This window comes from Rothia sp. P7208 (genome assembly GCF_048512915.1).
Classification (GTDB): domain Bacteria; phylum Actinomycetota; class Actinomycetes; order Actinomycetales; family Micrococcaceae; genus Rothia.
This window is the reverse complement of the sequence record NZ_JBLXXW010000009.1, coordinates 37,304-62,508: the sequence shown is the minus strand read 5'-3', so window position 1 is coordinate 62,508 and position 25,205 is coordinate 37,304. Positions and strand designations below refer to the sequence as shown.

Sequence of the window (25,205 nt, the reverse complement as noted above, 5' to 3'; positions counted from 1 at the left end):
TTAACAACGACCTTATGAACGACGCGAACCGGAACTCTTCATATCACCAAGCCCCATCACCACGGCACCAGCTAAGACGAGTACCGCCCAAATCCACCAAGCAACAGAAAAACCAGCTACTTGTGCCATCGCACCAACAGCTAAACCGCCTAACCCCGTACCAATATCAAAGTTTGAGTTCCATAGAACAGCTGCACCAGCACCATTTTTAGCCCCAGCATCTGCCAAGGCACGCACCATAGAAACACTCTGCAAGAACCCATAACCAATACCTAAAATAACGGTGGAGACAATAAAAACTGTGGCACGAGAAGAACCTTCTTCCATGCCTGCAGAAATACCGATACCAGCAATACCCACCGAAGAAGCACCCAAAATAGGGGTCATCAAAATACGTGTACCCCAGCGATCAGTCAAAGAACCACCGTATAAACGGGTTGGAACCCCCACCGCCGTCAAACACAATAACGCTAACGTTGCCAGTGCCGGTGTATAACCTAGCTCGGTAGCAAACGTAAAGAATGCTCCGCCAGCGGCAGTAATTAATGTCAAGGTCAAAAGAGCCGGCCAGATTCTAAGAATTACAAGACCAAGACCATCTACACCTTCGCCAGAAGGTTCAGCAGAAGTCTGTTCTTCTACAAGACGCCCTAACTTCCATGCAAAGGGAGCACCAACTACCGCGATGAGTCCACTGCTGAGCACAAAACCGTACCCAAGAACCTCAATAAGCCACGGCGCAAGAGGAGTAAAAATAACTTGCGGAATAGCGGCAGCTAAACCATATAAGCCAACAGCAGTCCCTCGACGGTGACTAGGAATAAGAATAGACAACGCTGTTGAGCCGCACACCGTCACAATACCAAAACCAATACCGCGCAAAGCAGAACTTAAAAGAACCACCCATAGGTCTGAGCTAAGAGCCTGTAATGGTGAAGGGAGGCCCATGAATAAAGTGCCTGCGCAGACTGTGACGGGCCAGCCGATATAGGTTAACATTTTGCGTACCGCGACCAGCTGAGTTAAGACGGTAACTCCCATGAGGGTAGCTGTCACTAAACCCGCCCCAGAAGCACCAGCACCTCCAGCAGTAACCCATGCAGGAGACGCCGGAAGAAGTATTGATAAGCTACTCATCACGGCAGCAAAGGTGGCAAGAATAGGAACCATGCCGGGCATACGAAGAACGTTCTCTTGCATCTTTTCTTTCTATCAGAGGAGTAACTGTCGGCAAAAACACCGACAAACTAGCGTATCACTCCAAAACAATATCTACAGAAGCTTTACGATTGTTGCTATGCCTATTCTCGTCAACACCATCAACCTGCCCGACGGTTCTTCAACTAGTAGCGATTCTTTAGAGAACACGCATTCACTATTACGTGAACAGCCAGAGTCTGTAGCGTTTATTGGAATGAGAGATCCCAGCGTTGAAGAGATGCGAAGTCTCGTTGAAAAATTTGGGATGAATGAGCTCGCAGTAGAAGACTCGATGGAAGGTCATCAACGAGCCAAAATTGACCGTTATGGCGACAGCTATTTTTTGGTGTTACGACCGGCAGTGTACCGTGACCGTGAAGAAGAGATTCGACTCGGTGAAATTCACTTATTCATGGGGCCAAATTTTCTTGTCAGTATCATCAAAGATTACCTACGAGAAGAGCAGGATATTCGTCAGCTCTTCGCTCAAATTGCAGGGCAAATGGGTGGGCAAGACAGCTCATGGGACATGATGCACCTCATTCTTGACGCCGTAGTTGATGGTTACACCCCTGTTATTGATGGTTTAGAGAATGATGGCGACGAAATTGAAGACAGTCTCTTCTCACGTGAAGATGTAGATTCTTCTAAAATTTCACAACGTATTTATGAACTACTCAACGAGGTTGCAGACTTTAAACGCGCTTGTAAACCTATGACAACGATTCTTGACCTGTTAATGGGCAGGCTCAGAATGTTGCGATACCGTGATGATTCTGAAGAACAGTTAGAAATTCTTCGCCGTTTCCGAGATGTGCACGACCACGCCATTCTTGTCAATGAACGTCTTGACGATTTACGCAGTTCGTTACAGAACGCTTTAGAGGTCAACAGTACCCTTGTTGCAGAACGACAGAATGATGATATGAAGAGAATTTCAGCGTGGGCGGCAATTCTTGTTGCTCCAACGATTATCGGAGCTATCTACGGTATGAACTTTGATAACATGCCAGAGCTTCATTGGAAGTATGGTTACCCGTTTTCTCTTGCACTAATGTTTGGTATATCCATGTTTTTGTGGGGGCTGTTTAAGCGTAAAGATTGGTTATAAAAGAACCGCTCTGTACATATCATAAAATCTGGTTTCATAAGATGATGTTGAACCGTTAACGGTATATCGCATCATCTCTAAGATACTATTCCAGCATTACTGGCTATCGGAAGAATAATGATGAAATTTCTACTCGTTCCCGGATATATGAACTGTACACCGGGGCACTGGAGCCGGTGGCTCTCAGAAACGTACCAAGACTTCATCACGGTAGAACAAGACGACTGGGCACACCCTATCCGAGAACAGTGGTTACAACAACTTCACCACACCATCACTCATATCACAGAGCCGTTATTCCTCATTGGTCATAGCTGTGGTGGTGCACTTATCGCCCAATGGGCAGAAGAATACGGGCAAGAAACCCATAGTGCCCCTGTCCTTGGTGGTATTCTTGTCGCTCCTGCCGATGTAGAATCTGCAACCCTATACCCCGATATTAAAGCCCAATCACCATTACCTAGCGGGAAACTCCCCTTACCTCTCCATATCATTGCTTCAACCAATGACCCCAACACCACCGTCGAACGCTCCAAAGAGTTTGCCCAACGCTGGGGAACAACTTTAGAGTTCGTCAAAGATGGAGGTCATTTAGATACGCCTGACGGGTTTGGGCAGTGGCCGTATCTTGCACATTTGATTGAAGAACGCTCTGGGCAAAAGTTACGCCCGCACAACTAATAGCTATGATGCGGGCGTAACTGGTCAGTGTGAGTTAGAGAGTTGGAAGAGTATAGAACCCTTCAATAGCTCTTGTCATATATGCCATATCATCTATATGGCACATTTCTCGAGCAGAATGCATAGAGAGCAAGCCAATTCCCACGTCGATGGTTCGGATACCTAGACGGGTTGCCGTAATAGGCCCGATAGTGCTTCCGCAAGGAACATTATTATTCGAGACAAACTCCTGATAGGGCACTTCTGCGTGACGGCAAGCTAACGCAAAAATACCGGCGCCGATGGAGTCTGTTGCATACCGTTGGTTAGCATTGATTTTGAGAAGTGGCCCGTGCCCTGGTTGAGGTCGCACCTGAGTGTCGTGGTGTCCGCTATAGTTCGGGTGGACGAGATGCCCAGCGTCAGAAGATAGACACACTGAGCTTGCAATAGAGCACAAATATTCTTCCTGAGTTTCTTCACGTGTCTGTGAAATACGTTTAATGACGTCCTCTAAGAAGGGCCCCGCAGCACCAGAACGTGTTTCTGAACCGATTTCTTCATGATCGAACGCTGCCAGCATGACGGTATGTTCAGCTGTTTCGTCGTACCCAGCGGTTACGTAACGTTCGAGTGCGCATAATCCTGCATGCACAGAAGATAGGTTATCTAAACGTCCAGATGCGAGGAATTCTTTGTTGGCGCCAAAGGTTTCAGGGTGTTGGTAGTCGGCAAAAAGTAAATCGTAGCCAAGGATATCTTCTGTAGCGATATCTTCCTCTGTGCCGTGTTCTACGAGGTAGCCGAGGACATCATTCTCTGTTTTGTCGGTTCCCCATACGGGGTAGAGGTTCTGTTGTTTGTTGAGTTGGAGTCCTTGGTTAACGTCTCTATCAAGGTGTATGGCTAGCTGTGGGATACGTGCCATCGCACCAGTTGAGACGAGAACGTTTCGGGTGGAGGCACCATCTTTGACGGTTAGACGTCCAGCTAGACGGAGTTCTCTATCAAGCCAAGAGTTCAGGAGTGCACCACCGTAGACTTCAACGCCGACTTGATTCCAGCCTAATGTTGAAATCGAAGACTGTGGCTTAACTTTGAAGCTAGGTGAGTCTGTGTGAGCACCTAAGATACGGTATTGGCTAAGATGTGTCTTTTGTCCGCCAGCCCAAGCGATGATGGCGCCATCTCTGATGACGAAGAATCGCCCTGTTGCAGTGTTTTTTGGCCAGCTTTCTTGTTCTGAGAGTTCGTAGAAACCAGCTTTTTTAAGGCGTGAGGCAACTTGTTCAACGGCGTGGAAGCTAGTTGGTGAAGCAGCAACAAAACGGGCAAGATCATCTATATTTGTACGAGCATCAACAGTCATGCTTCTATCCTATAACTACTGATACTTTATAGACGATCTTGCCCGTTGTTCTCAGAGGAAGATCTATCGTGGGATAGATTTTCCGTGAGTCATAGCAACACTGAATGTTTGTGTATTGTGGATACCCATTTTGCGTGCTGAGAGCATCACAATGAGCACGATAATGAGTTGTATGCTCAAAGCTCCGAGGAATTCTCCTGCTGTGGAGCCTTCCTGAGCGAAGGGGTCAGCTAGTCCAAGGCTTCCCATGAACATGACCCAAAGGTTGTTAACGACGTGCAGTGCGATGCCTGCTTCAAGACCACCAGTTTTCCATGTTAGGAATCCGGCAACTAAGCCCATGGTGAGTACGGACATTTGCGCCCAAAAATCGTATCTGTGGCCGAGCATAAAGAGTACGGCAGGTAGCGTAATAACGATGATGGGGTTACGTATCCACCGTCCGAGGGTTTGCATGAGGTAGCCGCGGAAGACAAGTTCTTCTGCGTAGCATTGGATGGGGGTAATCGTAAAGACGAGGACGAGGAGCCATACAAGGTTTTTACCAGGAGATTCAACGTCTGGGGCTTGGACGCTTTCGCCTAATGCGTTGATGAGCATGGGCAGTACGATGTATCCGATGATGGCGATAGCGAAGCAGAAGCCCATCCAGCTCCAACGGATTTTTCCGTAGACGGAATGTACTAGCCCCCAAGGTTTTGGCCCGGTTACGAGCCGTGCTAAGAACATGGAGGGATAAAGAAGCGCGACGGAGCCGAAGACTAAAGCAAAGATGAGGGGGTCTTTGAGTGCAAGGCTCTGTAGGCTTTGCAGGTTAAGGGCGATGTTTTGCGGTCCGAGGATAGAGGCAAAGGCTATGCCGAGGGCTATGGAGAATCCGAGGTAGAAGAGTCCGCCGAGGAGGCCTTCTGCAAGGGGTGACCACCAGCGGGTACGGGGGTCGGCGTGAGAGAGACGGTGGTATGCGAGGGTACGTTCTTCTACCGGTACGTGGTAGATAAAGGGTTGTCCGACAGCGGGCTGGGGTGTTTGCTGTGGTGCTGGTTTGTGTGAGTTTTCCTGCTGGTTTTTTTGTTGCCAGGGTATGTGGATATTCTCTCGATGAGGTTGTTGTTCTACTGCCATGTTTCTAGCCTAATTTTCCTTGTGTGTTTTTTCATCAGCCTTAGGGAGTATAAAGCGTTTTATTGGCGCGTTGTGTGCCCTATTGTGAGGTTGTTATTCTTCTGTTTTTAGGTTTTTATTGCATGCGAGTTGGGTATATAGCTGATTTGGAATATGACGGTTTTGTGGAGGGTGCAGCCTTTTCTTTCACGACGATGCCATATTCTTTGAAGATATTTGAGGCGTAAAAAATGGTGCGTTCACTGTCATGAATGCACCACTTTAATTTAATGTTATGGACTGTTATACAAGTGGCTTATTTGTAGTTTTTAGAGAACTGTATATCCAAAGCAGCACGGCGCTAAAGAGTGCCGTAATGGGAATTGCCGAGAGAATAAGCCCTAGCGGTGCAATATCTTCCAGACGGTCAAGGGAACCGTGTACAGCGATACCAATCCACATCGGTGAAATATAGAGTCCAACAACACCTACCCAGGAGAACACCAACGCGCTTATTCGCACGGCTGAGGACATCTGATCGATAAATAGGGGGAATGCATCCACCCATAGAGCAATTGCTAGTAGCGGTAACCAGGTGTTGTGGTGAGACCAGCTAATGGGAGAGATAGAGACCATTAAGAAGGCGTTGAGTGCTATCTGTGAGATGAGCAGTTGACGTTGTTCTAGACGGTAGATAAGCCATGCTGTACCTGCCATGAGCAATGCAATAAGCCCGTAGTGTAAAACTTTGAGTAGTATCCCCGAACTTAGCCCAAAGTGCATGAGCCAGCCCTGAATAGAGATGTTATCGAGGTAGTTCGTATTTCCGACACGGGAGGGGTCAGAAACCGCTGAGGTCCAGAATTCGATAGCTTCTTGGGGTAGGAAGATGAAACCAATAATGATAGTTATGAAGAAACTTGCACCTAAGGTTATGACGCCTTTGAAGTCTTTACGCATGAGCAGAATAAGCCCAAAAGCCAGAGGGGTAAGTTTGATACCACCGGCTATGCCGATAAATAGTCCGCGAGGAATACGCGTAGCTGGGCGGATAAAATCCCAAAGAACAAGAAGCATAATGAGCGGGTTAATCTGAACGAGCCCTAGCCCACGACGCCAAGGGCCTGAAAGCAAGATGATGGCAGCAAGCAAAGCAATGGTGCCGTATCGTCCGAGGCGGTGTTGAAGAGGTAAGGTACGCCCTCGTTTTTGCACATAATTGTAGATAAGGGTTGCAACCCACCATGCAACAGCGTAGGCGAGTATCATCATCAGGAAAATGCCTACTTTTTGGGGTAAGAACGCAAAGGGTAGGAACAAAAGTGCCGCAAAGGGAGGGTAGGTGAAAGGCAACGCAAAATCTGGGCCGAGGCGCAGTAAATCAATAACATAGAGTTCTTTGTCAAAGCCTTCATTATGGAAAATAGTCATTGCCCCAGAACGGTACACCGAAAAGTCTAGTCCACCGATGCTCAGCGAATACATGAGGTTACCGATACAGACAACGGCTAACGCTGCATATGCGTATCGTTGCAACTGCGGTGTGTTTGGCCAAGATTCTCGGGGTGATATTTTCATGGTGCTCCGGTTCTGAAAGGTAACGACATAAAGGGTATATATTACCGTTATTTAGTAGTTTCTGAGGAGTTATTTTTTGTTGAAGTTGCTACCAAACGGGTGCTTCCATGACGATGTGGGGTCTTTTGCACTGATGATTTAGGTGGCTTGTTTTCTTTAGGTGGTAGCGCTGCAATGATAAGGCTGACTTCTATTACTAATAATAGAAGTGCAGCATAGTACAGATAGGGTGAGGGGTATAGGGCGGTAAAGCTTGTAGTAAACCCTGCGACTGTTGCCAAGAGAGTTAAAAGTGCGAATCCGAGGATAGTGAAGTGCCCCAATTTATATTTATCGGCAGCTTGAGGGTTGCGAATGACAAGGTAGCTTTGTAGCAGGATAAAGATAATGGGGAAGAATACTTGACCTGTAATTCCCATAGAGTCATTGGTGTACGAGAACATTCCCATTGCTTGAGTAATCAAGGTGGCAACAAGAAGTAAGGATGCTGGCAAAGATTTCACGCAGGCTAGTTTACATCTTTTACTCTAGGTTGTGCTCTGATTTTTCAAGAGCCTTATAATCACAAGTAAAGTCACCACTTTTGGGTATAAAGGATGAGACGTTGACGCATCGAGGTAATCAGCCAGCACAAACTTTTCTAACGGGGGCTCGCCCGATTCCTCAAGATTTTATTAGTCAGGCGTCAGGTCGAGCGACATGGCATCGTAAGGTTGGTCGGCCAGTAACATTTTGGTTAGTGGTTTTGCCGTTCGTGCTTCTTGCGAAGCCTTGGGTTCCATCTTTCTCGTGGCTTGTTGTTCATATTGTGACGTTGGGACTCATTACAACATCGATTATGGTGTGGAGTCAGCATTTTACAGAGGCATTGCTAAAGAATCGCTTGCCTGATTCAGCTCGGTTATGGCAAGTACGTCGTATTTACACGCTGACCGTAGCAATTTTTGTCATTATTGCGGGGATGCTGAATAATATCTTTGCGCTGACTTTTATGGGTTCTTTAGCGGTTGGTATTGTTCTTGCTTGCCATGGTTTTTCTTTACTATGGCAGTTGAAGAAGGCTCTGCCAGCACGTTTTAGATCCACTGTTTATTTTTATATTGTGGCGGCATGGACGCTTCCATTAGGTGCCGTATGCGGTGCTTTATTGACCTATCCTCCGGTAATTCATCGCTGGTATGCGCAGCTGCTTCTTGCTCATGAAGCGATTAATATTCTTGGTTTTGTGGGTATTACCGTTGTTGGTACGTTGATGACGTTGTGGCCGACGATGTTGCGCACCAGAATGCACCCACAAGCAGTACGTTTGTCACTGGTAGCTTTAGCAATGATGAGCTGGTCGGTACTTGTTATTTTGTTAGGTGCATTCATTGGTGCGTACTATGTTTCGGGGGCTGGGTTTGTTCTTTATGCTGTGGCTATTGGGTTGGTTCTGGTGTTGATGGTTCAAACCTGTGCTGCTAAAAAGCCGGTTGATTATTCTACCGGTTCGGTGTTGTGTGCGGTGTTCTGGTTGTTTATTGCGGTTGTTGTGGCGTCATTTTTGGTGTTGAATGCTTCGTCTTTTGCTGATGTCAACATGCGTGTTTTGACGCCCATATTTGTTGCAGGGTTTTTATTGCAGGTTCTTTTAGGTTCTATGACGTATCTTTTTCCGGTGCAGATTGGTGGTGGGCCTTCTGCGGTGCGTTCCGCTAATGCTATTTTTAATCGTTATGCGTGGGTGCGGATTAGTGTTATTAATCTGGCGTTATTGGTCTCTGTTGGTTTTGAGTATGTTGAGCGTCCTCTTCCTCCATTGACGGCGAGTTTAGGGGTGTTAGGATTCTGCGCTTTTATTCCGTTAATGGTTCTTTCGGTGAGGGCGTCGGTTAGGGGGCGTGCTCGGCTTCTTGAGGCTCAGTCTCGCGGTGAGAAAGTGCAGTTTAGCTTGGAGCAGACGACTCAGCAGATTCCGGCTATTGGTCGGGAGGTGTCTGTGGGTGTTGCGCTGGTGATGTTTGCGCTTATTGTCGATGGGTTCTTCTTTTTATAAGTGTCTAGTTCTTATTCGTGGTGGTTTTGTTTCCGATGTGGTTCTTCCTCGTCGTACGTCAGAGAAACGCTCACGATAATTTGGGTTAGTGTATCTAAGCAGAGATTTACCTCGAATTTTAGGTTAGTCTAGTATCCGATGACTGCAGAAAAAACTTCACGTTCTCCTTTTATAGTCCGCATCTTCTCTGGCTTGCTCGCTCATTGGCAGGTTATTGCTTCAGCGGGTTTGCTGGCCGGCGGTGTGGCTGGTCTTGCCGCAACATATACAGATTATTGTGGTGAGACTGATTTGACGTATGCTCCTGTGGTGATTCATGAAGATCTTAAGCGAGCTTCTGAAGAGTCTGGTATTCGCACTGGTTTTCTTGCGGCTCAGTTAGAGACAGAATCTCATTGGAGAGTAGAAGCCTCATCTCATGCCGGCGCTCAGGGGTTAGCGCAGTTTACACCTGATACTTGGGAGATTTGGGGCCAGGGCGATATTTCTAACCCTCATGCTTCGGTTCGCGCTCAAGGCAAGTATCTTGCGTATCTGAAAGAGCGTCTTGCTCCTTTAGCTAAGACACCGCAAGAACTTCAGGATTTTGTTTTTGCTGGATATAACGCAGGCCCCGGAGCTGTCGAAGAGTACCGTGGAGTACCGCCGTATGGTGAGACTCAAAATTATGTGAAGAGTATTAATAAACTTGCTTCATCAAAGTACAAGGTTACTTGTGACCCGGATCCACATTATTCTGTCGAGAAACTTAAGTATCGTCAGTAATGTTCACTTCCCGGTATCTTCTTAAACGTTAGTTTGCATAGTGTATGGTTTGATGCCGTACAAGAGGATATTGAATAAGTTCTTTGCCGTTGGTATCGCAGGAAGACATCTCTATAGCATTGATACAGCTATTGTCGTATGTTTTGTAATAGTAGATACCACGGGAAGTATTGCAGCAGGACGAATACACCGTATATTCGCATTCTCCTTGCTCATTAAAACAAGAACCTTTAACCATCCCAACATTGTCGAGAATGTGGAAGAACTGGCTTACAGCTACTGTTTCTTGTTGGTTTTCTGCTGTTTCTTGCAATATTTTTAGATGATTCAAAGTGCTAGAGCGCAAGAAAACAGCTTTGACGAACCGTGATGCTGGTGAGCTGTCGCCAGGTAGTCCAAAACCGCCGAAGCCAACACCCACAGGATTCAGGGGTTGTTCTGGTGCAACGTTATTCGCAGGCCATTCCGGCGTGAGATTAATATAGTTTTTGATGTTCTCAAGATGGTAAGGAAATGGCGGGTTATTAGTCAGGACGCCGAAGGGATTATCGTAAAATTTTAGCCCTTCAGTGGTGGATTCTATAACTATTGATTTTTGTGAGTCGCTGACCATCCAGTGCAAGGGTGCTAACGGCATATTTTGCGCAAAAGCAATATGGGTGAGGTTCAGGTTCGGCAGCACAACTTTTAGCTCATCTACACTTGCGTATCTGCTAAGAACCCAAGGAATTAGCTCGTAAGGTGAAACATTAGTTTTCTCGTGGTGAGGCTCAAAATAATGTGCATTATCCGGAAAATTTAGTCCAGCAATGCTGAGACCTTTTTCGTTGCTTGCTTCAGCGTATAGAGGGTAGTTGTTCACAACGGTGGCCATACCAATCATGCAGTAATGCGATGGGGAGGAAGAACCGTCGGTGAAGTTGAAGGTGTAGTTTCGTGGAGTGATGACGACTTCTTCGCCGAATCCGCAATTTAGGTCTAGGTTCCTCCCGTAATAGGTCTCTCCGTTGACGGAAAAGGTGAGGGCCGTACACATGGCTATTGTCTCCTGAAGATTTTAAGACGTTATGTGAGAGGTGTTAGTGGTGCATATGTTTATGACGAGAAGTCACTCATGAGGTGTGCGTAATCGGTAAAGAGTCCGGTTACTCCCCAGTTCACTAATTCGTTAGCGCGAGCGCGAGAGTTTACGGTCCATACGTTGATATCGTATCCTGCATCTCTCATCTGTTGGGTGAGTTTTTCTGTCATGACGCTATCTTCTGGGTGGATAGCGTCTACCTCTAGCATTTGGACTACCGATAACCAGTCTGGTTGTAGCATTTCTGCGGTAAAGAGCGCCGCTGTTTTATGTCGGGGGGAACGACGCGAGAATTCGTTGAGAAGCACATGGTTGAAAGAGCTGACGAGGACTTCTCGTTCAGGGTTGAGTCGTTCAAGTTCTGCAATGACGGCGTCAAGTAGCTGGTAACTTCTTTCTGCGCCTTGTTCATTGGATTTAATTTCGATGTTGGCGTTAAGGCCTTCGGCGTTCATGAGATCAATGAGTTCGGCGAGGGTGGGTATTTTTTCTCCACGGTATTTCTCGTTGAACCATGAGCCTGCGTCAATGTTTTTGAGGTCTTCTTGAGTGATGTCGTAGAGGGTTTTGGTGCTGTTGGTAGTGCGTGCTAGTGAGGTGTCGTGCATGAGTACGGGTGTTCCGTCGGCGAGGATGTCGACGTCTGTTTCGAACCATGTCACGTTGTGTTCACAGCATGCTTTGATAGCACTGAGGGTGTTTTCAGGTGCAATTCCAGAGAGTCCACGGTGGGCAAAAATACGAGCCATAGTGACAGAGTACATAGTTTTTGCCGGAAAAGAGAAGTTTTTATGAGCATCTATTTTTAGTGTTTAACGTTTTATGCCCTCCTTCGTGGCTTGAAGGAGGGCATCGCTCGTCTTTGCATGCGTGTGTGGTTTTATATAAACGTCTTAGGTCGCGTTGTTTCACCGGTTGTGTTGTCAACTTGAGCAGAGGTGAAATATTCGCTCTATGTGTTGTGCCCTAGGACGCGAGCTTGATGCTTCTTAGACCATCCGCGCAGATGGGCTGCAAAGGTTGATGATTCATTGAAACGGCTTAGGGTTGCCGTTAGGGATATACAAAGAATCCAACTATCCCAAGGTAGTTGAATCTAAGATATTATCCTACGGTCTTTTTGTACGTAGTTTAGGTGACAGCGTGGGGTTCTCTTGTTCTGAGGTGCAGATTCTTTGGGGAAGGTTTTAAAAAAAATAGTGCGCTCCACCGCAACATGACCTTATTTTTGGTATTGCTGAGGTAGAGCGCACTATCGAGGTTTATCGGTTGAACACTTCTGCTAAGCGTCGTACCCCTTCTTCTAGTACTGCAGGTTCTACTGAGGAGAATGCGATACGTAGTTGGTTTGCTCCAGGGTTTTTTCCGTCTACGGTTTCGTAGAAGGCGGCTCCGGGGACAAAGACAACGCCGTTATCTATTGCTGGGGCTAGCGCGTCTGTTGCATCTTTCCATGGGCTGTTCTCAGGTAATGTAAGCCAGGTGAAGAACCCTCCGCTTGGGGTGCTCCAGCGGGTTCCTTCAGGCATGTATTTTTCGCAGGCGTTCAGGACTGCTTCGCATCGTTGTTGGTAAAGTGATGCGGTTTTTCGAGTGTGTTCTTCCCAGAGCCCGTCGCTCATGAAGCTCAAGACGAGACGCTGTGAGAGCACGGAGGGGCAGATGGTGACTGCTTCTGCTGCAATCTGTAAGAATTTACGGATGCGTTCTGGGGCGATCATCCAGCCGACGCGTACACCGGGAGAGAAGACTTTAGAGAAGCTTCCGAGATAGAGCACGTTCTCTGGGTCATATGAGTAGAGGCAAGGACGTCGTGTTCCGTCAAAGGAAAGCTGCCCATAGGGGTTGTCTTCGACGATGAGGATGTCGAGTTCTCTACATACACGGGTGAGTTCTTGACGTCGTTCTTCGGAGAGGGAGACTCCTGTGGGGTTTTGAAAGTTAGGGATGGTGTAGAGGAATTTGATGTCTTTTCCCTCGGCGCGAATGGTTTGCACCATTTTTTTCACTTTTTGGGGGTCAAGGCCGTTTTCGTCTACGTCGATTTGGCGAACGTCGGCTTGGTATCCTTCAAAGACGCCGAGTGCTCCGGTATAGGTGGGTCCTTCTGCAAGGATGACGTCTTGTGGGTTGACGAAGAGTTTTGTTGCAAGGTCTAATCCCATTTGGGAGCCTGCGGTGATTTGGATGTCTGAGACTTTTGGGTTTGCCCCTTCTGTTTTCATGAGGGTGCAGATGAGTTCTGAAAGGGGTTCAAGACCAGCACCGGAACCGTATTGTAGGACTTCTAAACCTTCTTCGATGATGATGCGAGAGGCTCTTGCACCGAGTTCTTCTAGGGGCAGGAGGTTCAGGTCTGGGTTTCCTCCTGCGAGGGATATCATGCCGGGGCGCATTGCGACTTCAAAGACGTCGCGCACTGCTGATGGTCGGAATCCTCCTGCGCGTTCAGCGAAGTGTTGCATGAGTCGTGCTTCTTCGGTGTTTGCGCCGTCGAGTAGTTCATGAATTTTTACCATGGGGGTGGGGTTTCCTATTCTTTGTCGCCGTAGCTGATGGGGGCTTCGCCGTAGGCTGGTTTTCCGGTTCCGGCGTTGGCACCTAGTGCGTGGAGGCTGATGAATTCGTAGACAACGTGTGCTGCTGCTATTCCGGTGAGTTCGGCGTGGTCGTAGGCGGGGGATACTTCGACAAGTTCTGAGCCGACGATGTTCAGTCCGCGTAGTCCACGCAGTATTTCGAGTAATTCTCGGCTGGTGATGCCTCCGGCTTCGGGTGTTCCGGTGCCTGGTGCGTGTGCGGGGTCTAGTACATCGATGTCGATGGAGATGTAGAGTGGTCGGTTTCCGATGCGTTTTCTGAGGAGTTCAACAACTTTTTGCACTCCGAGGTAGTAGACGTCTGCGGAGGAGACGATACCGAATCCGAAGCGTCGGTCGTCGTCGAGGTCTTCTGTTCCGTAGAGTGGTCCGCGGGTTCCGACGTGGCAGAGGGCGTCAGTGTCGAGGAGTTCTTCTTCAAATGCTCGACGGAAGGGGGTTCCGTGGGTGTATTCTGCTCCGAAGTAGGTGTCCCAGGTGTCGAGGTGGGCGTCAAAATGCAGTAGCGCAATTTTTCCGTGTTGGCGGTGCATATTACGTAAGTTTGCGAGTGCTATAGTGTGGTCTCCGCCGATGGTGATGAGTTTTGCCCCGTTTTTGGTGAGTTCTTGTGCGCCGGCTTCCATTTGCGCCAAAGCTTCTTCGATATTGAAGGGGTTTCCGATGATGTCGCCGGCGTCGGCTACTTGCGCTTCTTTAAACGGTGAGATGTTGGCGGCGGGGTTGAAGGGGCGTAGGAGTCGGGAGCATTCGCGGACGTGGTTTGAGCCGAATCGTGCGCCGGGGCGGTAGGAAACGCCTGAGTCCCAGGGCATTCCAGCGATAATGATATCTGCGTTGGGTGTTTCGTCGAGGCGTGGTAGGCGGGCGAAGGTGCCGAGTCCTGCCCAGCGTGGTACTTGTGCGGCGTTGATGGGCCCGATGCGTTCTACTCCGTCTGCGCCTGTTGCGATGACGCGTTCTGCTTGTGCAGAGAAGGAGGGTTGTGCGGGGATGTTGGTTTGGTGTGTCATGTTTTCTCCTGGCGGTGTCTGTGGTGTTGTGTGGTGCGGTTCTGTCTTTCCCACTATGCAATAAATTGATGGAGTTGTGAACTACCCCATAGGTTTTTATTCATTGGTGAATATTTATTAGTGAACTGGATAACTTTTCATAAGGCTAAATGCCTCATAAACAATCAGTGTACTTATACACTTGCTTCAATACACTGTATCGATATTCCATAAAAACTATCCACCTCAAAGACCCAACCACCGTCACCAAGGAGCTGTTTGTGACCACAACAACCCCGCGCCACAACGCAGGCTACGCCATTCTAGCCACTCTCAAAAATTACGGTATTGACACCGTCTTTGGCATCCCCGGAACACACAATCTTGAGTTCTACCGACACTTAGAAGAACTCAACATCAACCCTATTACCACCCGACACGAACAAGGTGCAGCCTACGGCGCTGACGGCTGGTCACAAATCAAAGGATTACCAGGGGTTGTCATTACCACCTCCGGACCAGGATTACTCAACTCTCTTTCTGGCGCAGCCACCGCATACGCAGAATCACGCCCCATGATCATTCTCTCCCCCGGCAGACCTGTCGGCCAAGAATACCGTGATATTGGGGCACTACACGAAACAAAAAATCCCACCGGAGCAGTAGACTCCATCGTGCAATTTAGCCGTCGAGTCAGCTCTGCAGAAGAAGCCGTCGACATTATCCATAACGCATTTCGTTCTTTTGCACATGAACGCCCCCGCCCCATTCATATTGAGGTTCCCCTCAATATCCTCGAACAAGAAGTTGACCTCCCTAACGCACTACTCCAAGCGCGCCCACTAGGAAGCCCACAACCAGCACCCGTAGAAGATATTGAGAAAGCTGCCGATATTCTCGCGAACTCTTCACGCCCACTCATCGTAGCCGGTGGCGGGTCCCTACCAGCAGCAACATCAATATTGGCGCTAGCTGAAACTCTTGAAGCACCAGTTATCACATCCGTCAACGGCAAAGGCGCGATTCCAGAAAAACACCGCCTGTCCTTAGGCGCAGACCTCCGTCTATCAGCGGCACACGCTTTCTGCCGTGAATCCGATGCCATGCTCATCATTGGCTCTAAAATTGGTGAAGCAGAATTATGGGATGGAGATATCCACCCACAAGGGCCTGTGATTCGCGTTGATATTGAGCGTTCTCAAATGCTGTGCAATATCGCACCTGATATTGAATTACCAGGTAATTCTGCAGCAGTAGTTCCCCAATTATTAGAAGCTCTCAAAGAGCGTGGAGTGACCCAAGGCACCCGAGAACAACGAGATTTACAAGAAGTTTTTGACGCTCTTGATAATGAGGGGCGAGCTATCGCACCAGAGCTTGCAGAACTCAACGAACGCATTATGGAAGTTCTTCCTGAAGACACCATTATTGCCGGCGATTCTTCTCAGGTAACTTACATGGGCACCACAACGTTCTACCGTGCACCACAACCTCATTCTTTGCTCTATATGGCAACGTACGCCACACTAGGTTACGGCTTACCTGCAGCAATTGGAGCTAAAGTTGCAGCCCCTGAGCGTCCTGTCGTCTGCTTACTCGGTGACGGCGCGCTCATGTTTGCAATACAGGAACTCATGACGGCAGTCGAGCAGCACCTCGATATTGCAATTATCTGCGTGGACAATGGCGGGTATGGAGAAATTCGTCAGAATGAGCGTGATCGTGGCATTTCAGATGTTGCGGTTAACTTGGTTCAGCCAGATTGGGTTAAGTTAGCTGAAGCGTTTGGTGCCACCGCGTTTTCTGTTACTGTCGATTCTTTGGCAGACACAGTAATAGAAGCTCTCAACACATCTGGTCCCTCATTAGTTCACTTGAAGATTAGTGAGACATTGCGCTAATTTTTAGGTACGCGCAAGGCGCTGGATACAGGAGGGAAATCCCCGCGAGGGTTTCCCTCCTGTTGTTTTTTATGGGAATGATTTTTATGGTGACGAGCGCACCATTTTGAGCGGTGAGTCATTTTTGAGGGAACACAGAAACACACCTGGTTGAATCGTTATACAGATTAGTGCATACTTTATATACATTGCACGTTACTCAGACCACATTTAGTGTCTGCGACCTATGGAAATGAACTTCTTATGAACATCCTCATTATTGTCCTCTATCTCATAGCACTCGTAGCATTCGGCTACCTCGGCAAAAAACGAGCACATAATGCAGAAGACTTCCGTGTAGCAGGACGCAGACTCGGCCCCGTTCTCTACACCGGCACCATGAGCGCACTCCTTCTCGGTGGAGCCTCCACCGTTGGCGGTGTAGGACTCGGCTATACCTACGGAATCTCAGGAATGTGGTTGGTAACAGCCATCGGCGTTGGAATGCTACTGTTGAGCCTTATCTTCGCCCCTATCATCACCCGCGTCAAGCTATATACCGTCTCACAGGTACTCACCTTGCGGTATGGCGTGCGCACCACCCAAATATCATCTATCGTGATGCTCGCGTACACCGTCATGCTCACAGTCACTTCTACAGCTGCATACGCATCCATCTTCCGCGTGCTCTTTGATATAGACCGCACATGGGCTATTCTTCTCGGCGCTATCATCGTCATCGGGTATTCCATGCTTGGTGGCATGTGGTCCATTACCCTCACCGACATGATGCAATTTATCCTAATGACCGTCGGCGTATTTTTCCTCCTCCTCCCTTTCTCTCTACATCATGCAGGAGGCTGGGACGGTCTACACCAGCGCCTTGATGCAGAGTTCTTTGCCGTTGGTAGTATCGGCACTGAATCTATCATCACCTATTTCGTCATTTACACGTTCGGTCTCCTCGTTGGACAAGACATCTGGCAACGCGTATTCACCGCTCGCTCCCCAGAAGTATCCCGTTGGGGCGGCACTGCAGCAAGTATTTACGTCATTATTTATTCTGTAGCTGGAGCAATTATTGGCATGTCTGCACGCGTCATCGAACCTCATATTGAGCATCGTGATGATGTCTTTGCGACTCTCGCTCAAAACTATCTACCGATTGGCATAGGCGGCATCGTCCTTGCAGCTGGTGTGGCGGCTATGATGTCCACAGCTTCTGGTTCACTCATCGCTTCAGCAACTGTTGCCCGCGTAGATGTTGTACCGTTCCTGCTAGGAAAAGATTCTTTGCAGAACTCCGATGAATCATCTGATAGCGCTCTTGTCGCAGACCGCTGGTATGTTCTTGGATTTGGTGTAATCACCACTGTTATCGCACTCTTCCTCACCGACGCTATTACAGGGTTGACGATTGCCTATGACATTCTTGTCGGCGGTCTTCTGGTTGCGATTCTTGGTGGCTTACTTTGGAAGCGCGGAACAGGAACCGCTGCAGCATTATCCATGGCAGTCGGCTCTATCGGCGTTATTCTTGGCATGATGATATACGGTGTAATGGCTAACGAACCGATTTATATCGGTCTGGTTGCTTCTTTCATTGTCTATATCGTGGCTTCACTTCTCACAAAGCCTACTGATCCTCAAGTGGCTCAGCGATGGCAAAAACGTATCCGTCAGGGTGCGTAGCTATTACGAAAGAATCCTTATGGTGGGTGTTTTCAATACATTGAATGTAGTGAAAACACCCACCATTGTTATATCGTGCAGGTATCTACACGATATGCAGATTTTTGCCCCTTAGAATAGGGCGATTTTCGGTGGGGCGGGAAAGATATGATTTAGTTCCTCAATATCAGATTGGTTTAGTGCCACTTGGGTTGATTGGACATTCATGTGTATTTGTTCTGGTGTCGTTGCTCCAGCAATCACAGAGCTGACGGTATCTTGAGCTAGAAGCCAGCTCAGAGCAATTTGTGCTTCTGGCAGTTCTCGTTCACGGGCGAAAGTGAAGAACTGTTCAAGTTGTTCCCACGGCGCTTGTCGTAGATATTCTTTACGCGAATGAGACAGCCGTGAGCCTTCTGGCGCTTGCTGATGTTGACGGTATTTTCCTGTGAGTAGACCGTTTGCAAGTGGGAAGTATGGCAGTACCCCAAGTTGTAGTTCTCGCGCTGCAGGGATAACTTCCAGTTCTGCTCGACGGTCCATGAGATTGTAATGATTTTCTGCTGCGACGAAACGTTCACATCCCAGTTCTCGAGCAACATATTCGGCTTGAGCTATTTGCCAACCAGCCTGATTAGAGTGAGCAATGTAGCGTACTTTTCCTTGTGCGATAAGGGTGTCTAATGCACGAAGTGTCTCGTCAATTGGGGTGATGCCATCGGGTGTGTGGTAGATATATACGTCAAGGTGGTCTACGCCAAGTCGCGTCAGGGAATGTTCTACTGCTCGCATAATATACGCGCGAGAACCGCGGGCGCCGTAATCTGCACCAGAGGCACCGTTCATGTCCATACCAAATTTAGAGACGATTACCATGTTTTCTCGTTCTTGAGTCCCAAGGTATTTGAGTGCTTGCCCGAAGCGTGTTTCAGCTGCCCCCGGAGTTTTTCCATAAATATCAGCAATGTCAAAGAGGTTGATTCCTGCTTCTCGTGCTGAGCGGAGGACGGTATTAGTGCCTTCTTGAGTTTCTGTGGGTGTTCCTGCACGTCCGAGGTTGTTGCATCCTAGTCCAATGGCGGAGACAGTGAGCCCAGATTGTCCTAATTGACGGTATTCCATGGTGTTTTGCATAGTTCTAGGGTACGCATATTCATGTTTGCTGTGGTAGCAGTTCTGCAATGTTTTAACTGCAATTACACGTGACTCTCCTCTAGACTTAGGTTGTATGAGTACTAAAATTTCAGGAATTAATACCGAATATTTTGACCAGTCGGTAGCCCCTTCAGAAGATTTTTTCCGCCACGTTAACGGACGTTGGATTGACAACCATGTTATTCCCGCAGACCGCTCTAAAGATGGCGGTATGTATACTCTGCGAGATCGGGCAGAGGAGAATGTCCGTGAGATTATCGAGCAGACAGCTCAGCAGGAGCCAGAGAGTCGTATCGGCATCCTCTATCAGGCGTTCATGGATACTGAGACCATTAATAAGGACGGCATTTCTCCTATTCTGAGTGAAATTGATCCAATTCTTTTAGCGTCAACTCGAGAAGAGCTCTTTGATGTCAATGCTCGTGCTTCACGTGTGGGGGTTGGCTCTTTTATTGGTTGGTACACTTCTATCGATGTTCAGAATCCTGAAAGATACGTTGCGTATCTGATGCAGTCTGGTCTAGGGCTTCCGGATGAGAGCTACTATCGCGAAGAGAAGTATGAGCAGATTCGTCGCCAATATCAGGAGCATATTCGTCAAGTCTTTTCTCTCAGTGCCCTCGATGAGCGTGTTGGCGTTGAGGCTGAGGACATTGCTGAGCGCATTATGTTGTTGGAGACTAAAATTGCATCTCATCATTGGGATAAAGTCACCTTACGCGATGCTCATAAACGCTATAACCCTTATGATGCTTCTGCGTTAGAGGGTGAGTTCCCTGGTTTTGCTTTTTCTCGATGGTTTGAGCTTCTTGGTTCTTCGGCTGAGCAATTTGGAACGGTGATTGTGGGGCAGCCTTCGTATCTTCGCAAGGTGGCTCAGCTATGGCAAAGTGTTGATCTTCAGTCATGGAAGCTCTATTCGTTGTGGAAGGTGCTTCTGGCTCGGGTTTCATATCTTAATGACGAGTTAGTTCAGGCTCATTTTGAGTTCTTTGGACGAACACTTTCAGGTACGGAGGAGTTACGTCCTCGATGGAAGCGCGGAGTGTCTGCAGTTGAAAGCTATTTAGGTGAGGAATTGGGGCAGAAGTATGTTGCTCAGCATTTCCCACCGGCGCATAAAGAGAAGATGCTCGTTTTGGTGCAGAATCTTATTAAGGCGTATCACCAGTCTATTAGTGAGCTACCGTGGATGACAGAGCAGACTCGTGGTCGCGCGCTTGAGAAGTTGAGTCAATTCGTGACGAAGGTTGGTTACCCTGATAGTTGGCGTGATTATTCTTCTCTTGAGCTTGTGCCTGGTCAATTGTGTGAGAGTATCCGTCGTGCTTATGCTTTTGAGACGCAATTCCATCTTGACCGTATCGGGCAACCGGTGAATAAGGATGAGTGGTTGATGACCCCTCAGACGGTTAATGCGTATTACATGCCTCCGGCAAATGAGATTGTGTTTCCTGCGGCGATTCTTCAAGCACCTTATTTTGATCCTGAGGCTGATGACGCCGCTAATTATGGTGGTATTGGTGCTGTTATTGGCCACGAGATTGGCCATGGTTTTGATGACCAAGGGTCTAAGTATGATGGCACCGGTGCGTTAAATAATTGGTGGACTGATGAAGACCGTGAAGAGTTTGGGCGTCGAACACAGTCTCTTGTTGATCAGTATTCTCAGTACACTCCTCGCGGGCTTGATGCTGAGCAGTATCGTGTCAATGGTGAGCTGACTCTGGGTGAGAATATTGGTGATTTAGGCGGTTTATCTATTGCGTTGAAGGCGTATCGTATTGCGCTTCAAGAAGCTGGTGTTAACGATATTAGTCAGGCACCTGTTATTGATGGTTTTACGGCTTTACAACGTGTGTTTATTGCGTGGGGGCAGGGCTGGCGCACGAAGACTCGCCCTCAGCAGGCGCAGATGTTGCTTTCGACGGATCCTCATTCTCCAGATGAGTTCCGTGTTAATGGTGTTGTAAAGAATATTGATGATTTTTATGATGCTTTTGATGTTCCAGAAGGTAGCCCGATGTATCTTTCTGCGGAGGATAGAGTTCGCATCTGGTAGATAACTTAAATGGAATATATACTAGCCATATAGTTAATTTTTCTTTTATATAAGAGTCGTGTGGGTGTTTTCAAAGTTTCTTTTTGAAAACACCCACACGACTCTTTATTGTGAGGTGCTGTTTTTTGGAACGACATGTAAAGAAAATTTTTTAACCATATACTGATAACGATTCTCATTATTAAGTTATGATGCTGAATGCATATCACTAGAAAGGCAATGATGTTTACACCCACATCTGGTGCATCAAAGCACCCTATTACCCGTTGCACGCTAGCAGCAGGTTTAGCATTTAGCTCTCTCTTCGCCGCTCTACCAGCAGCACAGGCTGGACCTGATGATGGCAAAATTGTTGCCACTCAAGCACATATCGACACCCCCAAGAGTTTCTGGGATGAAGATCAAAACACCTTCGCCATCTATGCTGAAGCACCTTCACAAGACGGCACGGGGCCAGCAAACTATGACCCAAATGATGCTGTTATTTGGGTTGGCAAAGGCTGGGGCTCAGACTTTAGACAGGCCAATCAGTACGCTTTCGTGGTGCCAGATTCTGAAGCAGCACGCTTTTTAGGTAATCCTGGCGATGTTCTCTATGCAGCACCCCAGCTTCCAAACTTCAACCATGATCCTGCGTGGGTTGGCTTTGGTGCAGACTCTGATATTCCTGTTGAAAAGTTCCGTGATGCAACGTTCTACCTTGATTTACTCCACGTAGACGGCCCCGGAGAGGTTCAGCTTTTTGGGTACAGTGGAAGCAACTCCCCCACCGCTTTCCGCCGTCTTCTTAGTTCAACAGAAAACGGTTATCAGTCTTCCCTCTTGCGTCAAGGAAGCCACACTCACAATTACACGAGTTTCACCACTCCTGGACGTTATAAGTTCACCTATCGCACTGTTGCTCGTGCAACAGATGGAACGATTATTCAGTCCAAGCCAACAACCGTTACATGGCAGGTAGGCGGTCAACGCCCACTCTCCGGTAGCGGAGCATCTCAAGCGAACGAGAATGACACTCAAAACCGCTACGATGCCGCGCCTTCTGGTGATGTAACGACGGCTCAGTACGAGCTCTCCTATGCTCCGAAGGAAAAAGTTGAACGTGATGGAGATGATTTACTCACAACTCTTACGTTCCATGCCGATAGCAAGGTTAACGGAAAACTTACCTTGTTCAATAATGGTTATTTCCTGACTGATTTAGATGTTGTCGATGGACAGGCTCAATGGGATGAGCTCTTTGGAACATCAGCTACAAATATTCAGGCAGTATTCACTCCACATGAAGGTTCTGAGGGTGTTCGCTGGATTTCACAACCTCTGTCTTACACTCAAGGTGGCTCTGGTAGTGTCACTAGCGCCGAGGGTGAGAGCTCTTGGCCTGAAAAGGTGTCAGACCCCGATAATTTGACCCTTAAAACCGAGAATTATTCTATGGCTTCCGGTAAATATTCCGTTGAGGTTCTTCCTTCAGATATTGAAGGATACGGGAAAGTCAAAGTTAAATTTGATGACCCTAATTTCCGAGGAGTCTTAGGCGGAGGTTTCTACTTTAAGGCTGATTCTCCGTACCCAGATACAGCTTTTGATGCGCCTTTTGTTAATGGTGAAGCAACGGCTTACTATAGCGATGATGGTTCTTGGATTAACAACGATCACTTGATTGTTAAGATTTTTCCTCATCCAGATATTGATGCTTATGCATCATCTCTTGTACTAAGCGATAAGTATAAGAGTGGCACTTCTTATGCTGCTGATTCAGAAATTAAGCTGAATTCCGTAGCTTCTCCTGCTCCGGCTGAGCCTGTTGATCCTGCTCCGGCTGAGCCTGTTGATCCTGCTCCGGCTGAGCCTGTTGATCCTGCTCCGGCTGAGCCTGTTGATCCTGCTCCGGCTGAGCCTGTGACTCCCGCTCCAGCCGAGCCTACTAAAGACCAATGTGTGGCAACACCATTTATTGGTAAAAAAATCCTAAGTGATGGACACGTCGACATTAAAGGCACGCTCAACCTTTCAGAAAAAAGCCTCGGCTTAGCTCTCAAAGACGAAACTGGCCAAATCGATTCAAAAGCTGTCGATAGAAACCTCAATGATATTGTCTTTACTGTTGGTGACCATGCTCGTCATACCCGCACAGCGCTCATGGGTGGAGAAGAACTTGATAGCTTCGTCGGTAAAGAAGGATCAATGTTCTACGCTTTGCCACAGACTCAAATTCAAGGAACCATCTGGCCAGGGTACAACACTCAAGAAATTGATTATTCAAAGATTGACGGCAGCGTTAAATTGCACATTGAACCGACGATGATGCCTCAAGACGCTACTTTTGGTATGTACCTTAGCGATGCTTTCGGTCAGAATCGAGTTCTTTTAGACTCAACAAAGAACCTCGATACTATCGATATTTCCTATGCAACGCATACCCATACGAACTGGATTTTCTCTACGGCAGGTAACTATGCATTTACGACGTATTACACTGCCACTCTCAAGGATGGAACTGAAGTAAGCAGCGAAAAACAGCAGCTTTCTTTTGCTGTTGGAGAAGAAGCTATTACTTCTTGCATGACTGCAGCTGAAGTCGAGGATAAGGCTCCTGAGGCTCCTGAAGCTCCTGAAGCTCCTGAAGCTCCTGAAGCTCCTGAAGCTCCTGAAGCTCCTGAAGCTCCTGAAGCTCCTGAAGCTCCTGAAGTAGAGGATAAAGCTCCCGAAGCAACGAAGCCACCGTCTTCAGAAGAAGACACCCCAGCTCCAGAAGTCACAGACCCTGTCGTTGAGGTTGTTGTCCCTGAACAGGCTGAGCACGGTGACCATCATGGGCACCATGAACATGGGCACACCCACGGTGTAGCTCCAGCACCGACTGCCCAAGCACCATCATCTGCTCAACACGCTAAAGCAACAGCTCCAGCAGATAAGAAGTGTTATCCCAAAGAGCAAGTGATTGCCCACGCATCTCACAATGATCACGCGCATCATGCTACTAACGCTTCATTTGTACCGGCTATCAAGCGAGCTGTTCAGACGAGCACCGTCGTCAATACTTCAGCTGACCAAGTTCACGAAGGACACTTTGACTTCGGTGCGCTACTTAACGGAGGAAAACTCTCAGCCTCCGTCAAGGACGATCGCGTTAGCCCATCTCGATGGGTTGCACCTACCTCATTGCAATTCGTCTTGGGTAACGCCGCACAGAAAAAACTCCCTGCTGGCATGAGTGACATCGCTCCAGCCGGTAGCGAGGTGTACTTGATTGGCGCAACCCAAGAAGCTGGAGTTCCATGGTTAGGTTGGAACACTCAAGATCCAGAACTTGTCAAAAACGCTCAAGGTCCTGTCACCATGACGCTCAACAGCCTCAAAGGTCCAGGAAAAATGGCAGTATTCCTCTCCGGAAACTTCGGTTCTGCTGGGCAAAAGGTCTTTGACTCCAACACATTAGGATCATTTGACGTTCCAGTAAACACCCACCAACACGGCAACTGGGTATTTACCGAACCCGGCAACTACACCGCAAACATCTCCTTCACCGCAACGTTGAAAAATGGACAGAAAGTCACAACTTCTGCCGACCTCAACTTCCAAGTAGGAGACGTTCAAAAGGATAAGAGCCAAGCAGAAGAAAAAGCTTCTGCCCCTAAGGCACAGACTCCTCAAAAAACTCCACAACAAGAATCACAAGAAACCCAACGAGGCACTGTTGATACCGCAACAGGTATCGTCACACGTCCTGATGGGGCGAAAGTTCGCATCGTTGGAAAAACCGCTGACGGAGAAGACTGCACACTACCTCAGCAAGAACTTGCACAAGCACAGAAAGAATCTGCAGCCGGCAAACTTGCATACACAGGTTCGCAAACCGGAACATATCTCGGTTTCGCAGCTTTGCTTCTCGTAGCTGGCGCGGGCGCGTTGACTATCGCTCGTCGCAAGAATGCGTAA

General features: G+C 48.0%; 18 protein-coding genes. 8 read left to right on the top strand and 10 right to left on the bottom strand.

Going from position 1 to position 25,205, the window contains the following annotated elements:
• Positions 1-12: 12 nt before the first annotated feature.
• Complete coding sequence (locus ACN084_RS07905; RefSeq protein ID WP_419106492.1) at positions 13-1,200, bottom strand: MFS transporter; 1,188 nt, start codon at positions 1,198-1,200, stop codon at positions 13-15.
• A 97-nt stretch (positions 1,201-1,297) separates the two neighbouring features.
• Between ACN084_RS07905 and ACN084_RS07900 the strand changes: the two genes are divergently transcribed.
• Both ACN084_RS07900 and ACN084_RS07895 read left to right on the top strand, forming a co-directional pair.
• Positions 1,298-2,311, top strand: coding sequence for a magnesium and cobalt transport protein CorA (locus ACN084_RS07900; protein WP_419106491.1), 1,014 nt, complete (start codon positions 1,298-1,300; stop codon positions 2,309-2,311).
• Positions 2,312-2,428: 117 nt separating this feature from the next.
• Positions 2,429-2,992, top strand: a complete 564-nt coding sequence (locus ACN084_RS07895) for an RBBP9/YdeN family alpha/beta hydrolase (protein WP_419102278.1) — start codon at positions 2,429-2,431, stop codon at positions 2,990-2,992.
• A 34-nt stretch (positions 2,993-3,026) separates the two neighbouring features.
• Here the strand turns inward: ACN084_RS07895 and ACN084_RS07890 are convergent, their stop codons facing one another.
• The 4 genes from ACN084_RS07890 to ACN084_RS07875 form a co-directional block, all read right to left on the bottom strand.
• Positions 3,027-4,340: a M18 family aminopeptidase gene (locus ACN084_RS07890; RefSeq protein ID WP_419106490.1), complete on the bottom strand. Its 1,314-nt coding sequence runs from the start codon at positions 4,338-4,340 to the stop codon at positions 3,027-3,029.
• Positions 4,341-4,403: 63 nt separating this feature from the next.
• Positions 4,404-5,465, bottom strand: coding sequence for a type II CAAX prenyl endopeptidase Rce1 family protein (locus ACN084_RS07885; RefSeq protein WP_419102276.1), 1,062 nt, complete (start codon positions 5,463-5,465; stop codon positions 4,404-4,406).
• Between the two features lie 282 nt (positions 5,466-5,747).
• Positions 5,748-7,022 (bottom strand): glycosyltransferase family 87 protein, encoded by a 1,275-nt coding sequence (locus ACN084_RS07880; RefSeq protein WP_419106489.1) that lies wholly within the window; start codon positions 7,020-7,022, stop codon positions 5,748-5,750.
• Positions 7,023-7,069: 47 nt separating this feature from the next.
• Positions 7,070-7,525, bottom strand: a complete 456-nt coding sequence (locus tag ACN084_RS07875) for a hypothetical protein (RefSeq protein ID WP_419106488.1) — start codon at positions 7,523-7,525, stop codon at positions 7,070-7,072.
• A gap of 101 nt (positions 7,526-7,626) precedes the next feature.
• Between ACN084_RS07875 and ACN084_RS07870 the strand changes: the two genes are divergently transcribed.
• On the top strand, positions 7,627-9,057 hold the full coding sequence (locus tag ACN084_RS07870) for a hypothetical protein (RefSeq protein ID WP_419106487.1): 1,431 nt from the start codon (positions 7,627-7,629) through the stop codon (positions 9,055-9,057).
• A 138-nt stretch (positions 9,058-9,195) separates the two neighbouring features.
• Positions 9,196-9,822, top strand: a complete 627-nt coding sequence (locus ACN084_RS07865) for a transglycosylase SLT domain-containing protein (RefSeq protein ID WP_419106486.1) — start codon at positions 9,196-9,198, stop codon at positions 9,820-9,822.
• A gap of 28 nt (positions 9,823-9,850) precedes the next feature.
• Here the strand turns inward: ACN084_RS07865 and bsh are convergent, their stop codons facing one another.
• The 4 genes from bsh to speB all read right to left on the bottom strand — a co-directional run bounded on the left by bsh (position 9,851) and on the right by speB (position 14,516).
• Complete coding sequence (gene bsh, locus ACN084_RS07860) at positions 9,851-10,858, bottom strand: choloylglycine hydrolase (protein ID WP_419106485.1); 1,008 nt, start codon at positions 10,856-10,858, stop codon at positions 9,851-9,853.
• A 59-nt stretch (positions 10,859-10,917) separates the two neighbouring features.
• Positions 10,918-11,652, bottom strand: coding sequence for a glycerophosphodiester phosphodiesterase family protein (locus ACN084_RS07855; protein ID WP_419106484.1), 735 nt, complete (start codon positions 11,650-11,652; stop codon positions 10,918-10,920).
• 513 nt (positions 11,653-12,165) lie between these two features.
• Positions 12,166-13,422, bottom strand: a complete 1,257-nt coding sequence (locus ACN084_RS07850; protein WP_419106483.1) for a PLP-dependent aminotransferase family protein — start codon at positions 13,420-13,422, stop codon at positions 12,166-12,168.
• Positions 13,423-13,436: 14 nt separating this feature from the next.
• Positions 13,437-14,516, bottom strand: a complete 1,080-nt coding sequence (speB, locus tag ACN084_RS07845; RefSeq protein ID WP_419102268.1) for an agmatinase — start codon at positions 14,514-14,516, stop codon at positions 13,437-13,439.
• A 260-nt stretch (positions 14,517-14,776) separates the two neighbouring features.
• Here speB and ACN084_RS07840 point away from each other — a divergent pair, with 260 nt between their 5' ends.
• Together ACN084_RS07840 and ACN084_RS07835 are read left to right on the top strand one after the other, a co-directional pair.
• Complete coding sequence (locus tag ACN084_RS07840) at positions 14,777-16,396, top strand: thiamine pyrophosphate-binding protein (RefSeq protein WP_419106482.1); 1,620 nt, start codon at positions 14,777-14,779, stop codon at positions 16,394-16,396.
• Positions 16,397-16,639: 243 nt separating this feature from the next.
• On the top strand, positions 16,640-18,067 hold the full coding sequence (locus tag ACN084_RS07835) for a sodium:solute symporter (RefSeq protein ID WP_419106481.1): 1,428 nt from the start codon (positions 16,640-16,642) through the stop codon (positions 18,065-18,067).
• 111 nt (positions 18,068-18,178) lie between these two features.
• Here ACN084_RS07835 and ACN084_RS07830 read toward each other — a convergent pair whose 3' ends face one another.
• Positions 18,179-19,168 carry an aldo/keto reductase gene (locus tag ACN084_RS07830; RefSeq protein ID WP_419106499.1) on the bottom strand — a complete coding sequence of 330 codons (990 nt, stop codon included), beginning with the start codon at positions 19,166-19,168 and terminating at the stop codon, positions 18,179-18,181.
• A 106-nt stretch (positions 19,169-19,274) separates the two neighbouring features.
• On the opposite strand from ACN084_RS07830, the gene ACN084_RS07825 reads away from it, so the two are divergent.
• Positions 19,275-21,263 (top strand): M13 family metallopeptidase, encoded by a 1,989-nt coding sequence (locus ACN084_RS07825; protein ID WP_419106480.1) that lies wholly within the window; start codon positions 19,275-19,277, stop codon positions 21,261-21,263.
• Between the two features lie 219 nt (positions 21,264-21,482).
• Positions 21,483-25,205, top strand: coding sequence for a TIGR03773 family transporter-associated surface protein (locus ACN084_RS07820; protein ID WP_419106479.1), 3,723 nt, complete (start codon positions 21,483-21,485; stop codon positions 25,203-25,205).

What these genes read in the sequence shown, in the direction of transcription:
- ACN084_RS07890 (WP_419106490.1), bottom strand. Translation starts at nt 4,340, where the DNA reads ATGACTGTTGATGCTCGTACAAATATAGATGATCTTGCCCGTTTTGTT.
- speB (WP_419102268.1), bottom strand. Translation starts at nt 14,516, where the DNA reads ATGACACACCAAACCAACATCCCCGCACAACCCTCCTTCTCTGCACAA.
- ACN084_RS07905 (WP_419106492.1), bottom strand. Translation starts at nt 1,200, where the DNA reads ATGCAAGAGAACGTTCTTCGTATGCCCGGCATGGTTCCTATTCTTGCC.
- ACN084_RS07855 (WP_419106484.1), bottom strand. Translation starts at nt 11,652, where the DNA reads ATGGCTCGTATTTTTGCCCACCGTGGACTCTCTGGAATTGCACCTGAA.
- ACN084_RS07825 (WP_419106480.1), top strand. Translation starts at nt 19,275, where the DNA reads ATGAGTACTAAAATTTCAGGAATTAATACCGAATATTTTGACCAGTCG.
- ACN084_RS07835 (WP_419106481.1), top strand. Translation starts at nt 16,640, where the DNA reads ATGAACATCCTCATTATTGTCCTCTATCTCATAGCACTCGTAGCATTC.
- ACN084_RS07820 (WP_419106479.1), top strand. Translation starts at nt 21,483, where the DNA reads ATGATGTTTACACCCACATCTGGTGCATCAAAGCACCCTATTACCCGT.
- ACN084_RS07900 (WP_419106491.1), top strand. Translation starts at nt 1,298, where the DNA reads ATGCCTATTCTCGTCAACACCATCAACCTGCCCGACGGTTCTTCAACT.
- ACN084_RS07895 (WP_419102278.1), top strand. Translation starts at nt 2,429, where the DNA reads ATGATGAAATTTCTACTCGTTCCCGGATATATGAACTGTACACCGGGG.
- ACN084_RS07850 (WP_419106483.1), bottom strand. Translation starts at nt 13,422, where the DNA reads ATGGTAAAAATTCATGAACTACTCGACGGCGCAAACACCGAAGAAGCA.
- ACN084_RS07885 (WP_419102276.1), bottom strand. Translation starts at nt 5,465, where the DNA reads ATGGCAGTAGAACAACAACCTCATCGAGAGAATATCCACATACCCTGG.
- bsh (WP_419106485.1), bottom strand. Translation starts at nt 10,858, where the DNA reads ATGTGTACGGCCCTCACCTTTTCCGTCAACGGAGAGACCTATTACGGG.
- ACN084_RS07830 (WP_419106499.1), bottom strand. Translation starts at nt 19,168, where the DNA reads ATGGAATACCGTCAATTAGGACAATCTGGGCTCACTGTCTCCGCCATT.
- ACN084_RS07865 (WP_419106486.1), top strand. Translation starts at nt 9,196, where the DNA reads ATGACTGCAGAAAAAACTTCACGTTCTCCTTTTATAGTCCGCATCTTC.
- ACN084_RS07880 (WP_419106489.1), bottom strand. Translation starts at nt 7,022, where the DNA reads ATGAAAATATCACCCCGAGAATCTTGGCCAAACACACCGCAGTTGCAA.